Origin of the sequence: Streptomyces sp. LBL (assembly GCF_029893585.1) — a bacterium.
In the GTDB taxonomy this organism is placed as follows: Bacteria; Actinomycetota; Actinomycetes; order Streptomycetales; family Streptomycetaceae; genus Streptomyces.
The window spans coordinates 104,424-117,465 of the sequence record NZ_JARXYX010000033.1; the positions used below are offsets into that span (position 1 = coordinate 104,424).

The 13,042-nt window shown below is 67.7% G+C and carries 9 protein-coding genes and 2 pseudogenes; 8 read left to right on the plus strand and 3 right to left on the minus strand.

All coding sequences use genetic code 11. The features are described from left to right. The first annotated feature begins 561 nt into the window (after nt 1-561). Nucleotides 562-2,028 carry a WGR domain-containing protein gene (locus tag M2271_RS33175; RefSeq protein ID WP_280891104.1) on the plus strand — a complete coding sequence of 489 codons (1,467 nt, stop codon included), beginning with the start codon at nt 562-564 and terminating at the stop codon, nt 2,026-2,028. Between the two features lie 71 nt (nt 2,029-2,099). Beyond that, nucleotides 2,100-2,234, plus strand: a pseudogene (locus M2271_RS33180) (winged helix-turn-helix transcriptional regulator); the annotation flags it as partial. Between the two features lie 534 nt (nt 2,235-2,768). On the opposite strand, the gene M2271_RS33185 reads toward M2271_RS33180, so the two are convergent. Further along, the gene (locus M2271_RS33185) at nt 2,769-3,641 is read right to left on the minus strand and encodes a type II CAAX endopeptidase family protein (protein WP_280891105.1); all 873 of its coding nucleotides are present in this window, start codon (nt 3,639-3,641) and stop codon (nt 2,769-2,771) included. Nucleotides 3,642-4,306: 665 nt separating this feature from the next. Between M2271_RS33185 and M2271_RS33190 the strand changes: the two genes are divergently transcribed. Together M2271_RS33190 and M2271_RS33195 are read left to right on the plus strand one after the other, a co-directional pair. Further along, nucleotides 4,307-4,837 (plus strand): helix-turn-helix domain-containing protein, encoded by a 531-nt coding sequence (locus M2271_RS33190; protein ID WP_280891106.1) that lies wholly within the window; start codon nt 4,307-4,309, stop codon nt 4,835-4,837. A 238-nt stretch (nt 4,838-5,075) separates the two neighbouring features. Further along, on the plus strand, nt 5,076-5,918 hold the full coding sequence (locus tag M2271_RS33195) for an RNA polymerase sigma factor SigF (RefSeq protein WP_280891107.1): 843 nt from the start codon (nt 5,076-5,078) through the stop codon (nt 5,916-5,918). A gap of 402 nt (nt 5,919-6,320) precedes the next feature. Here the strand turns inward: M2271_RS33195 and M2271_RS33200 are convergent, their stop codons facing one another. Then, on the minus strand, nt 6,321-7,265 hold the full coding sequence (locus M2271_RS33200) for a YihY/virulence factor BrkB family protein (protein ID WP_280891108.1): 945 nt from the start codon (nt 7,263-7,265) through the stop codon (nt 6,321-6,323). Nucleotides 7,266-7,416: 151 nt separating this feature from the next. Between M2271_RS33200 and M2271_RS33205 the strand changes: the two genes are divergently transcribed. From M2271_RS33205 to M2271_RS33220, 4 genes are all read left to right on the plus strand, one after another. After that, on the plus strand, nt 7,417-7,680 hold the full coding sequence (locus M2271_RS33205; RefSeq protein WP_280891110.1) for a hypothetical protein: 264 nt from the start codon (nt 7,417-7,419) through the stop codon (nt 7,678-7,680). 407 nt (nt 7,681-8,087) lie between these two features. Then, entirely contained in the window at nt 8,088-8,291 is a 204-nt protein-coding gene (locus tag M2271_RS33210; RefSeq protein ID WP_280891111.1) for a cold-shock protein, read from the plus strand. Nucleotides 8,292-8,672: 381 nt separating this feature from the next. Further along, nucleotides 8,673-10,163 (plus strand): DEAD/DEAH box helicase, encoded by a 1,491-nt coding sequence (locus M2271_RS33215; RefSeq protein WP_280891112.1) that lies wholly within the window; start codon nt 8,673-8,675, stop codon nt 10,161-10,163. Nucleotides 10,164-11,110: 947 nt separating this feature from the next. Further along, a complete protein-coding gene (locus M2271_RS33220; RefSeq protein WP_065965692.1) occupies nt 11,111-11,314 on the plus strand; it encodes a cold-shock protein in 204 nt (67 codons plus the stop codon). A gap of 292 nt (nt 11,315-11,606) precedes the next feature. Here M2271_RS33220 and M2271_RS33225 read toward each other — a convergent pair. Further along, nucleotides 11,607-12,846: pseudogene (locus M2271_RS33225) on the minus strand (PP2C family protein-serine/threonine phosphatase). Between the last annotated feature and the right edge of the window lie 196 nt (nt 12,847-13,042).

The window sequence follows — 13,042 nt, forward strand, 5'->3', positions numbered from 1 at the left end:
CACCGAGCTGGCGAACGTGGCGAGTAGGGAACCGGCGCCGACGGTGACCAGGTTGCCGGGCTCCGGCCGCCGGTCCGTCGTGTTCCCCTGCACGGGGGCTGCGGTGTCGACCAGGATGAACGAGTAGTTCTCGGCGGTGACCAGCCCGGATGCCACATCCACGACGCCGTCGGTCACCGGTTCCTCGGTTGAGAACATGCGTCCGCCTCTCTCCGGCTCTCCGCGAAGGTCACGGAGGGCCGGAGACTACTGGAGACGTGTGTCGGGTTGCCCGCTCCGGCCGCGTAGGTCCGCATCAAGACTGTCGGCAACAGCGGCGGCGCGTATCCGGGGCCACGGTGATGCCGCTGCTGGACGCGATCTGCGCGGGGGCCGACTCCGTCGACGATGCCGACCGGTTGCGACACGCGGCGACGCCCTTGCGGAATCTCACGGTTCGGCACGAGGAAGGCACACATCCCCGGATTCCGGCCGCAGGCGTCGATGTCAGTGGTGACCACTAGTTTGGAGTCACTGGAGATCGGCCGTATCGGCCGACCGGGCCTTGGAGAGGGGTGTGCTGTGTCCGCTGCGCAGGCACGACAGTCGGGGAACACGACGTATCTGGAGCTGTCCCAGGAAAGCGGCGGTGCCCACAAGTTCTACGAGGTGACTGTCGAGGGGACCAGCGTCTCCGTGCGATACGGACGGATCGGCGTGGGCGGGCAGTGTCAGACCTCCGCCTTTCCGACCGTCGAGAAGGCGAACGCGGCGGCGGCGAAGAAGATCGCCGAGAAGGTGCGGAAGGGGTATGCGCCCGCCGTTCAGGGGCAGCGTGCGGCCCGATCCGTGACGCGCAGGCAGGTGACGTCCGCCCCGTCCACAGCGCGGGCGACTGCCCCGGTGCTGTGGCGGTTCCGTACGGGCGACTCGGCGTTCGGTATCCATGTGGACGAGGACCGCTGCTGGGTCGGCAACCAGCAGGGCAGCGTGTACAACCTGAGCCATGACGGTGAGGTGCTGGCTCACTACTCCCTGCCTGAAGGTGTGAAGTGCCTGGTGGCGGACGACTTCTGGATTTACGCGGGCTGTGACGACGGCCGGGTGTACGACCTCTCGGCGAAGGTGCCGTTCGCCGCTTACGAGATAGCGGCTGACGTGGACATCTTCTGGCTGGACATCCACGCGGGCGTGCTGAACGTGTCGGACCGCAACGGCGGTCTGACGGTCATCGACCATGAGGACGAACTTCAGTGGTCGCGCAACTCGGCCGGGGGCCAAGGGTGGATGGTGCGGGCCGATGACCGCGCCGTGTACCACGGGCACAGCCGCGGTGTGACGGCCTACGCGGCGGACGGCACCAGCCAGCTCTGGCACACCGCAACCAGCGGCAATGTGCTCTTCGGATGGCAGGAGGAGGACGCGGTCTACGCCGGGACGGCGCGGCATGTCGTCCAGCGGCTCGCCAAGTCCTCCGGGCGGATCGAGGCCTCGTACCAGTGCGACGCCGCGGTGTACTCGTGTGCCACGTCCTCCGGCGGGCGGTACGTCTTCGCGGGCGACTCCGCTTCCTCCGTCTACTGCTTCACCGCCGACGGCACCCGGCTGTGGAAGCTCGGCACGGGTGGCGGCTCGGCGCTCTCCATGCAGTACCACGACGACAGGTTGTACATCGTCTCCACGGACGGCTCACTCGCCTGCATCGACGCGAGCGAGGCCGCGATCAACGCTGCGCAGTCGGGCAACGTCCCGGTTGCAGCGGACATCAAAATGGCGGCTGCCCTGCCGACGTACGCACCGCTGACCGCCTTCGCCTCCGTAGCCACGGTCAACGCTGTCCCCGCAGAGGGGAGCGGAGTGCTCGTGGAGTGCTTTGAGGATGGAGGCCGAGTGCGCGTGCATGTGGTCTCCGAGGGCTACGAGCCGAGTTGGAACGTCCAGTTCCCGCGTGCGATACGCGAGCCCGGCGCACGCTATGTGGTGGACGCGTTGCACTCCTCCTCGGGTGGTTTCTACCGAGTACGCGGGGAGATCAGGCGTCTGGTGTGACAGACCGTCGGGCACCTCGGGCACCTCGGGCGCCGAGGGGCCGGGCAGCCCGGGAGACGGCGCCGCTCCACAGCGAGCCGCCGCGGGTCGAATACACCCTCACCGAGCCGGGCCAAGCCCTCCGGGCGACCATCGATGGTATGTGTGACTGGACCCACCGCTACTTCGGGCACATCGAAGCCTCCCGGCACCGCTTCGATGTATGAAGGGTGAAGCACTCGCCATTGAGCCCGGCTGCAGACCGGCCCGTTCGGCGCGACGGCCCGCCCGTTTCGCCCTGGGCGGGCCGTTTCGCATGCGAGGCCTGGTCGGCGCCCTACCGGAAAGGAGTGATCGGCGTGCCCACCGACGCACCCCGGCACTTCGCCGGCTGCTGGTCGGACTTCCGGCCTGCCGCCGATCCATGGCGCTGAAGTTCGGGACCATAGGCGGCGGAACCAGCGCACCAGGAGTGGGCGGGGAAGCGGTGCCGCCGTTCTCTGGACAACCGGTGCATCTGTGCCAATTTCTGTGCCATTCCGGTGGCAGAGGCAGAGGCAGAGGCAGACGCGGACGCGGTGTTGATGGCCCTGTTTTGTGCACCTATGGCCAGATGGCGGGCAGCTCTGAGTAACTCCTCGGGGCTGTGGTCGAGTTGCTGAAGGGCGATGAAGTCGGCGTGCGCCGTATCGACGGCCTTGGGTACGCCCGGGTCTTCTCCTGCTCGGCCAGGGCCGGGTAGACGCTGGAGCGCAGCGTGGTCACAGGGCTTCGGTGCTGCTGGCGACGATCTGGCGCGGGGGAGAATCCGCGTGAACCGGTAGGTCCGCCCGGCGATCGTGCTGCAAGGCAAGCAGAATGATCGAGACAATGGTCTGCACTGCCACGATGCATGCCAGCGTCAAGGGTGATTTGACGCTCAACAGCGCGATGGTCGCGTTGACGCCGAGGTGAACCGCCATCGACGCCGCAACCCCAGCGCGCTCGTAGGCGTAACCGATCAGCAGTGACATCGGGATGACGCTGAGCACGAACAGCACCCCGTTCCAACTGACCAGACCGAATTCCGCCTGGAGGGTCCCGGAGACAAAGAACAGCGGCAGATGCCATATCGCCCAGACGACACCCAGCAGCAGGCCGGCCTGAAGGCGTCCGAACGACGCACGCAGGCGTGGATATGCCGTGCCGCGCCAACCGGGCTCCTCGGACAACGGACCAGCGACCAGCATGCTGACGAAGAACAGCACGGGTCCGCCGGCGTCCGAGATCAGGTCCCGGCCCTCTGTGGAGCTCATCGCGGGACCACCCAGGCTGTCCGCGAGCAGCGCGGCTGCCAGCACGGTTGCCGATGCCATCACCAGCAGGGGCAGCACCCAGAACAGCCGCATGCTCAGCCGGAGCCTCACCGTATGGGCAGGAGCAGGTTCACGGCGGCGGGAGCGGCGCGCTCGGACCACGATCGCGCCGAACACCGGGCCGAAGCCACCGAGCACGTAGGGAAGGACGCTGGGGGAATCCTTCACCGATCCACCGAGTGCGATCGCGATGAGCCAGAAACCCCAACTCGTCGTGAACGTGACAGCCCCAAAAATGGCAAGACTGCTTTTATGGTGAATAGGGGTTGCGCTAGTCACACTTTTACCTTTCACGGGTTCGTATGAGGGATTTTCTTATTCATTCCGAATGAGGCGGGCTCAAAATACAACCGAAGAATTTTCCGAGAGTCGGCGCGGAATAATACGGCCGACGGTGAGTCCGGGAGCGACGAGACGAAATGCGCCGACCGGACGCGGCGCCCAGGCGGCACCTGACCGGCCGGAATGGTCGGACCAGGGCTTCTCTGTCGCGTCAGGGAGAACCCGTTCGCTCTGCAGGCCGAATCTTCTGCGGCCGTATCCTTGAGTCGGCAAGTGAGCCGGCCGGCCCCCTGTGCGAGCAGGTCGGGGTCGACCGGCTGGCACAGAAGTCGGCGAGGGGAGCGCACCGACGGACGACCGGGGCCACGGTGCAGAAAGTGGGTGAGGTCGGGGATCCGGCGGACCTCGACCTCGACCGCCGGGTGGGCGCCGAGGGGCATGGCGTGGCCGGCATCCTCACTGTGCGCGACCACGCCGACTGAGCCGGCCCGAACGGCGGGGCGTCCGACCAGGCGTGTGGTGCGGCGGCGGCATCGTGCCGGTTGAGCGAGCCGCCCAGGGCGGTCCGTCGTCCGCATGACTGTCATGTCGACCTCCCGCATGTCTCGCGCTCCGTCATTATCAACTTTGAGAATGTTATCGCATGTGAGAAAGGTTGGTCCATGGCAACCGCGGACGTCCTTCTGCATCCCGTCCGGATGCGCATCCTGCAATCGCTGTTCGATGCCGACCCGCTGACCACCGCACAGCTGCGTGAGCGCCTGCCCGACATCGCACCGGCGACGATGTACCGGCACATCGCCGTACTGACCGAAGCGGGCGTGCTGGAGGTGGTGAACGAGAGACGGGTGCGCGGCACGGTGGAGCGCAGCTACCGGGTATGCAAGGAAGAAGCGGTGGTCGACCCCGCCGCACGAGCGGCGATGACGCGGGAGGATCATCTACGGGCCTACACCACGTTCGCGGCATCGTTGATGGCGGATTTCGACCGCTACCTCGCCCACGAGGACGCCGATCCCACCTCGGACGGTGTGGTCTACCGGCAGGCAGCGGTATGGCTGACCGATGAAGAATTCGCGGCCCTGGTCGAGGAGATCGAGAGCGCGGTCCTCGCGCGGGTCGGCCACGCCAGGGATGGCGGCCGCATACGTCGCGTCATCAGCCTCGTCGTCGTACCGGACAAATCCGCGTGAGCGGGGCACGCCGAGCCGGCGGTGTGCGCCAGTGTTCGGCGACGTGGGAGACGCGCTCGACCCCCTGACCGATGCCATCCGTGAGGACGTCGAGCAGGACCGGGCCCTCGTACACAGCCATGGAGAGCCCAGCGGGGACTGACTGAAGTTCGAGGAATGTCGGCTGGCAGCAGGGGTAAGCGCGTGTTTGCCGGGCGATGGGCCGGCGAGGACGAGGCCGATCGAGTGGGAGGGGCGCATGGTGACGACGACCGCGCAGACCGTGGGGCAGACGGTGGATGTTCCGGAGATCGCGGCTCCTTCCAAGGTCGCGCCGACGGACGCGCGGGAGTTGTCGAAGCTGTTCTTCGACCGGTTGGCGGTGCTGGAGGAGGGCACGCCCGAGTATCAGTACGCCCGCAACACGCTGATCGAGATGAACATGTCCCTGGTCCGCTACGCGGCCGGCCGGTTCCGCAGCCGGGGCCCGGAGGAGATGGAGGACATCGTCCAGGTCGGCATGATCGGACTCATCAAGGCGATCGACCGCTTCGAGTTGTCCCGCGAGGTCGAGTTCACCTCCTTCGCCGTGCCGTACATCGTCGGCGAGATCAAGCGGTTCTTCCGCGACACGTCCTGGGCCGTACACGTGCCCAGGAGGCTCCAGGAAGCCCGCGTCCAACTCGCCCGCGCCAACGAGGAACTGCGCGGCCGGCTGGACCGGACGCCGACGATCAAAGAGCTTTCCGAGCTGATGAGCCTTCCGGAGGACGAGGTCGTCGAGGCCCAGTTGGCCTCCAACGGCTACAAGTCGGCCTCCCTGGACGCGGCGATCAACGGCAGTGAGGACGGCGAGGCCGCGCTGGCGGACTTCATCGGCGACGAGGACGCCGCCCTCGGCCTGATCGACGACTTCCACGCCCTCGCTCCGATGATCGCCGAACTCGACGAACGTGACCGCAAGATCATTCACTGGCGCTTCGTGGAGGAACTCACCCAGGCCCAGATCGGCGAACGTCTCGGCGTCTCCCAGATGCACGTCTCCCGGTTGATCTCCCGCCTCTTGGCCCGCCTGCGCGAAGGCATGCTCAGCACCGCCTGATGGCCGGAGATCCGGCAGCCCGCGGGATCCTCGGGGAGCGGGGAGCGGGGAGCGGGGCCGCCGAGTTGAGAGGCACCGGCTTTCGTCCGGAAGCCCTGCCGGTCACGGGTCGATACACCATCGACCGCGGAAGGGACGTAGGACCGAGGTTGGTGACGGGCACCGAGAGCAGCAAGCTCTGCGGCCCGACCCCACTGCCCCACTGCCCCACTGCCCCACTGCCCCACTGCCCTGCGGCCCGATGGCAGGTCTGGCTTCTCCATGGCAGGTATGGCTTCTACCGGATCTGGGTGAGCAGACGGCCCGCGACTCCGCCCCGCACCGGACGCCGCACCCCGAGCGGAGGCCGCACCCCGAGGGGACGCCCCACCCCGCCGGACGCCGCACCCCGAGTGGGTGGCGCTAGCGGTCGGCCTGCTGTTTCCCCTCTCCGCTCTGGTCGCCACTCTGGTCCTGATCGCGGTGACCCTCTGCGGTGCGCTGCCGGCCTACCGGCGGGTGGCGCGTCGTGGGCTTCGCCAGCTCTGCGTTGAACTGAGCGCCCACCAGAAGGGCCAGGTTGGACAGCCATAGCCAGATCAGGAAGACCACGGCGCCTGCCAGTGAACCGTACAGACGGTGATAGGTGCTGACATGGGAGGTGTAGAAGGCGAATCCGAGGGAGACGGCCAACAGGAGTACCACCGCCAACGCGCCGCCGGGCGCCATCCTCCCGACAGGGCGGGAGGACGCCGGGCCCGAACGGTACAGGACGAGCACGAGGGCGATGGCGACCGCGGCCACGACCGGCCACCGCAGTGTGTCCCAGGCGGCCTGCGGCCCGGTACCCAGATTCAGCGCCCGGCCCAGACGTCGGGCCACGCTGCCGCTGAGAAGCAACGCGAGGGTCGACGTGAGAAGCAGGGAGATCAGGACGAGGGCCGTGGCGATGATGCGAGGAGCGGTACGCCAGACCGGCCGGTGTGCGCTCATCCGGTGCATGGCGTGCAATGCCCGGCGGAAGACGCTCAGATAGCTGGATCCCGACCATAGAGCTCCCGCCCCTCCGAAGAGGATCAGCGTCCATGCCGCCGACGACTGTCCGGCCATCTGCTGCAGGGTGTTGCGCAGCAGAGCGCGGGACGCGACCGGGGCGGCCTGCGACATGCGGTCGATGACCTCCGGCTTGGCCGTGGGCATGGTCAGACCCAGGATCGAGAGGATGACCAGCAGCACGGGGAAGAGGGCCAGCACCGCGTAATAGGTCAGCGCAGCGGCCCAGTCCGTGACGTCGTCGTCCCAGACGGCCACCGGCGTCCGGAGCAGCGCCGCCCTCCACCGAGTCGTGCGACCGTGTGCATCATCCATGACGCGGATGCTCTCACCCCCACCGGTCCTCGGGTCCTTGGGCCGCCCCCGTCCAGCACTACGGTGCGACATCATCCCGCCGCGCGTGTCGTGTTCCCGCGCCGAGTGCCTGCTGCCCAGACGCTCTCGCCTCACTGCCTCACTGCCTCACATGCCGGGAACTCCGTTCCGAGCCGCCGCTCTGGCCGGCGGACAGTCACGCGGGCCACGGCCACGGCCCCTGGCCTTTCTTGGTCACCGTGCCCTCTCCCGCCAACTGGACGAGTCGACGACGTTCAAGGCCCTGTACGACTCCTCCGCCGCCATGTGGCCTCCGCAACTCCGTTATGCGGCGGGCACCTTGTGGTCGGACGCCGACTTGCTCACGCTGCTTCGGGAGCTCGCGGATGTCGTCGACTCGGCCCCGTTCGAGTAGATCGCTGGTCCGCGCACCGTTCTCGCCGGCAGGCCGGCCGCCGCCGGACATGGCCTTCTCGGTGCTCGGGGAGAGCGGGCTACTGTTCTTCACTGCTGTTCCTGCAACGTTGCGCTCCGAGTGCATCAATATCTGTGTCCGTGAGGTGAGAGTTTTACGGACCGGGCAGTGAGCGTTTTTGCCGCGATGGGTGGAGTGGAATCATTCAATGCGTACAGGCCGTTCCGGCGTGCTACTGTCTGTCTCAGTTGCAGTTGTGGTTCCCAAAACTTCAAGTGCCCCCACTCGGCTCCTGCCGGTGGGAGCACTTTTGTATTTCCGGTCATTTTCCGGGCGGGGTAATCATCGCGGCGACACAGCGTCCGCGCAGTGCGGATTCCGATGTACTGCCCCAAAGGAGATATGACATGACTGCTGGTACCGTGAAGTGGTTCAACGCTGAAAAGGGCTTCGGCTTCATCGAGCAGGACGGTGGCGGCCCGGACGTGTTCGCCCACTACTCGAACATCGCCGCTCAGGGCTTCCGTGAGCTGCTCGAAGGCCAGAAGGTGAACTTCGACATCGCGCAGGGCCAGAAGGGCCCGACGGCCGAGAACATCGTTCCGGCCTGACGCTGACGCGCACTTCGTAGCTGGGGCCCGCATCCCTCGGGGTGCGGGCCCCAGCTGCACGCATTTCCCGCAGCGGTTTCACCCGCCGGGCGACTCGGGCGACTCGGGGGAGTCCGCAGTCTCACCACGCGACTCCTCCTTCAGGATGCCGTCGCATACTGAAGAGCGACACCAGTCGACGTTCTGGGTTACGTCCCCATCGCGTACCCATCGCGCCCCCATCGCGTCACCCATTTCAGTACCCATTTCAGCACCTGCGCCCGCGTGAATTTCCGCCGGCCAGCTCTGCTCTCTTTTGCCGTCGGTCCATACTTGTAATTCTCTGTGTCGCTCATTGCTGCGGGAATTCCTTGATATGCGCCGCATCGAGGAAGGTTCCGCATGAACCGCACACGAACGAACGACCGATTCGACCGCACCCGTAATGGCAGTGCTGACGCCGGAAAGGGCGGCAGCCGCTCGGGCTCGCAGGCGCCGCGCCGTTCCAGCGGGCCTGCCCGTTCCGGCGGATACGGTCGTCGGCCCGCCGCAGTGCAGGGTGAGTTCGCGCTGCCCAAGACGATCACCCCCGCGCTGCCCGCCGTTGAGGGCTTCGCCGATCTCGACATGCCCGCGCAACTACTGGCCGAACTCGGCAAGCAGGGGATGACCGTTCCGTTCCCGATCCAGGGAGCGACGCTGCCGAATTCCTTGGCGGGCCGTGACGTCCTGGGCCGCGGGCGCACCGGTTCCGGCAAGACCCTCGCCTTCGGCCTCGCCCTGCTGGCCCGCACCGCTGGACAGCGCGCCGAGCCCCGCCAGCCGCTGGGGCTGGTGCTCGTGCCGACGCGTGAGCTCGCGCAACAGGTGACGGACGCGCTCACGCCGTACGCACGCTCCCTCAGGCTTCGGCTGGCCACGGTGGTGGGCGGGATGTCGATCGGCAAGCAGGCCGGCGCGCTGCGAGGCGGGGCCGAGGTCATCGTCGCGACCCCGGGCAGGCTGAAGGACCTCATCGACCGTGGCGACTGCCGGCTGGACCAGGTGGGCATCACGGTGCTGGACGAGGCCGACCAGATGGCTGACATGGGGTTCATGCCGCAGGTCACCGCGCTGCTCGACCAGGTGCGTCCGGGCGGGCAGCGGATGCTGTTCTCCGCCACCTTGGACCGTAACGTCGACCTGCTGGTACGCCGCTATCTGGCCGATCCCGTCGTGCATTCGGTCGACCCGTCGGCCGGTGCGGTCACGACGATGGAGCACCACGTCCTGCACGTCCACGGCGCCGACAAGCACGCCGCCACGACCGAGATCGCCGCCCGCGACGGCCGCGTGATCATGTTCCTGGACACCAAGCACGCCGTCGACCGGTTGACCCAGGACCTGCTCAACAGCGGTGTCCGGGCCGCCGCGCTGCACGGCGGCAAGTCGCAGCCGCAGCGCACCCGCACACTGGCGCAGTTCAAGACGGGGCACGTCAGCGTGCTGGTGGCGACCAATGTCGCGGCCCGCGGCATCCACGTCGACAACCTCGACCTCGTCGTCAACGTCGATCCGCCGACCGACCACAAGGACTACCTCCACCGCGGCGGTCGTACCGCGCGCGCCGGTGAGTCCGGCAGTGTCGTCACGCTCGTCACACCGAGCCAGCGCCGCGGCATGGTCCGCCTCATGTCGGACGCCGGGATCCGGCCGCTGACCACCCAGGTCCGCTCCGGCGACGAGGCCCTGAGCCGGATCACCGGCGCCCAGGCCCCGTCCGGTATCCCGGTCGTCATCACCGCCCCGGTGGCCGAACGCCCCAAGCGCAGAGCCTCCTCCCGAGGCCGACGCAGCGCCTCTGCGACGGCCAGGCGCGCGCCCGCACGCCAGTCCGTCTTCGACGCGGCCTGAATTTCGGGTTCCGGAGGGTCTCCAACGGTGCGGGGATTGCCTTGGTGAAGCTGCGGAAAGCTGATTCCGGCTCGGGCGTAACCCTATGGACTGCCTGTCGTTCTACCTGACATACCCGCCGCGTGCTTGAAATGCGCGCGGTCCCCGCCACTGGCATCGTGCTTCACCTGCGGTGATCGGTTCAGCGTCCGGCGGGGCGGCGATCCCAGGGTGTGCCCGACTCGAAAGAGCCGGACACAGTCCAGACGCCGGCACCGCGTCACTGCCAGTGACGCCGCACACGGGCTCTACCCAAGGATCGGCCCGGACTTGTCCGCGCTCGTCACCGCTTCCACCCCTCTGGGCCACGCGGCGACCCAGGATCCTCAAGAGTTCCAGAGACGCTTCCACGATGCTCGGTATCCGTCTGATCGTCAGAACAGGCATGAGCCGACAGTTGTACGGCAGTGTGGGCCCGACCGGCGCGTGCCGGTCGGGCCCACCTGCGTTCAGCGGGTCCCGTCGCGCCCGTGCCAGCCGGTCGCGCCCGCGTCAGCCCGTGTCACGGTGCCGACGTACGGCCTGCTGGATCCGGGGGTTCGCGCCGGTTCGAGCAGGCAGCCCATCCGAGGCGACGCCACAGGTGGGGCGAGCCTGGGCTGCTCCGGTCATCCATGGACCACACCCTCCACGCGTTCCACGGAGCGGTGCAAGTGATCGCGGTATGAGATCAGCGCCCGCCGCTGTCGACGGGTACCGTCCGCACACTTTTGGTGTTCGGGGTGATCATTCCTATGGTGACGTGGGGTGCGGGCGTGTAACGTCTGCGTCAGCTGTCGTGGTTCGGATTTCCCCTTTGCCCACGCCTTGGTGTGGGCGTTTTGCTGTGCTCTGCCGCAGGAACCAGGGCGATCACCTCTGCCTTCCACATGGAGTGGGAGGCGTTTCATCGACTGGAAGGCATGACTATGGCTACGGGAACCGTGAAGTGGTTCAACGCGGAGAAGGGCTTCGGCTTCATCGCCCAGGACGGGGGAGGCCCGGATGTCTTCGCGCACTACTCCGCGATCAACTCCTCGGGCTTTCGTGAGCTCCAGGAGGGTCAGGCCGTCACGTTCGACGTGACTCAGGGCCAGAAGGGCCCGCAGGCCGAGAACATCAACCTGGCCTGACCCCCCTCAGCCTTGCCCGAGGGCGGGGGCACTCCTCCGCATCAGGTGACTGCCGCGGGCCGTACGGGCCGTGCGGGCTGTGCTTTCACATGAGGCCCGTGCTGTCGCCGGACAAGGGGACTCGTTCTCGTGCCGGGCGTCGACAGGAGCTGTCGAACACAGGAGCAGGGCCGCACAGCAATGGCTGTGCGGCCCTGCTCCGTTGAGGTGGATCCGCGCCCCCGCGCCGCCCGGCCGGCGGTCGACCGAGGCGGGCTACCGGCTCAGTCTCTTCGAGTCATCGATCTTCGAGTCATCGCCCAGGAGTGCTCCGCCCCGTCTGTGACGGTGCGGAGGCGTCAGTGAGGTCGGCGCCGGTGTCGGCGTTCCGCTGGGAGTGGCCGACGCCGTGCCAGTCCAGGCACATGACGGTCGCGTCGTCCTGCAGGCTGCCGTGATTGACGTCGACGATCGCCTCGATGAGGGTACGGGCGGCCTCGCGGGGATGCAGCGCGCGGGTGCGCACGATCAGATCGGACAGATCGAGGCTGTTGGCGTTGCGGTCCAGCATGCCGTCGGTCAGCATCACCAGCCGGTCACCCGGCCGCAGGTCCAGCGACTGGACCCGGTAGGTGTGAGGGGGATCGACGCCGAACGGCATATCGATTTCCGGGGTGATCTCCCGTACCTGGCCGTTCCGCATCCGTAGCGGCCACGGGTGCCCGGCGTTGATGAACTCGGTCTTGCCGTCGATCAGGCTGATACGCAGGAGCTGGCCGGTGACGTAGCTCTGGCCGGCGTGCTCGCGCATGGCCTCGTCGGCCTGGCGGGCCTGTTCGGCGAGGTCGGCACCGGCCCGCCGTGACCGGCGCAGCGCGCCCACCAGGAGGGTGGCCAGCAGCGCGGCGTCGACATCGTGGCCCATGGCATCGGTGACGGAAAGCTGGACCGCGTCCCGGTCGATCACGTAGTCGAAGGTGTCACCCCCGACGTGGTCGGCCGGCTCCAGCGCCCCGGCCACCGCGAACTGCGCGGCCTCGCACGCCAGCGAAGCCGGGAGCAACCGGTGCTGGATCTCCGCGGCCAGGCTCAGCGGCATGGTCCGGCGGATCCCACTGGTACACGTCGGTGTAGGACCGGTTCGCGATGACGATGTACGCCAGGGCATGCGCGGTCTCGCCGATCTCCCGCATCACCTCCGCGTCCGGAGCCGCGGGCAGGAACAGTTCGAGGAGCCCGATGGCGTCCCCGCGGTTGGTCACCGGGGCGACGATCCGCACCAGCTCGCCCTGGCCCTTGTCCTCCACGCTCAGTCGCTGGGTGCGGATCACGTCGTCGTACAGGGTGCCCCGCAGCGTGATGCGCCGGGCGGGTTCATCGGTGTCGACGCTGCCCGCCGCCCCCAGCCGTACGACCGACCCGCCGGTGAAGTCGGTGATGAGGAACGACACCGACGCGGCCCCGAGGCGCTCCCTGAGCATGCGCGCGACCACGTCGAGCGACTCCACGGGAGCGGCTGTCTCCGCCGCCGCCAGTGTTCCCGCCAAGGTCATCGCCCTCCCCCGGACCTCCCCGTTCGTGTGAGGACGGGTGGTCGGCCCATCGTCCCCGTCAGGCCCGAGTACGGTCACGGTGCCTCCTCGCTGCTCGCTGGTGCTGTCGACGGTCAGGCAATTCCCCACGATCTGCATGATCAGCGTCATGTAATTCCCCACCCCTGCGATCACGACTCCCCATGGGGACAGCGAA

What these genes read in the sequence shown, in the direction of transcription:
- M2271_RS33190 (WP_280891106.1), top strand. Translation starts at nt 4,307, where the DNA reads ATGGCAACCGCGGACGTCCTTCTGCATCCCGTCCGGATGCGCATCCTG.
- M2271_RS33195 (WP_280891107.1), top strand. Translation starts at nt 5,076, where the DNA reads ATGGTGACGACGACCGCGCAGACCGTGGGGCAGACGGTGGATGTTCCG.
- M2271_RS33200 (WP_280891108.1), bottom strand. Translation starts at nt 7,265, where the DNA reads ATGGATGATGCACACGGTCGCACGACTCGGTGGAGGGCGGCGCTGCTC.
- M2271_RS33205 (WP_280891110.1), top strand. Translation starts at nt 7,417, where the DNA reads ATGCCGGGAACTCCGTTCCGAGCCGCCGCTCTGGCCGGCGGACAGTCA.
- M2271_RS33210 (WP_280891111.1), top strand. Translation starts at nt 8,088, where the DNA reads ATGACTGCTGGTACCGTGAAGTGGTTCAACGCTGAAAAGGGCTTCGGC.
- M2271_RS33215 (WP_280891112.1), top strand. Translation starts at nt 8,673, where the DNA reads ATGAACCGCACACGAACGAACGACCGATTCGACCGCACCCGTAATGGC.
- M2271_RS33220 (WP_065965692.1), top strand. Translation starts at nt 11,111, where the DNA reads ATGGCTACGGGAACCGTGAAGTGGTTCAACGCGGAGAAGGGCTTCGGC.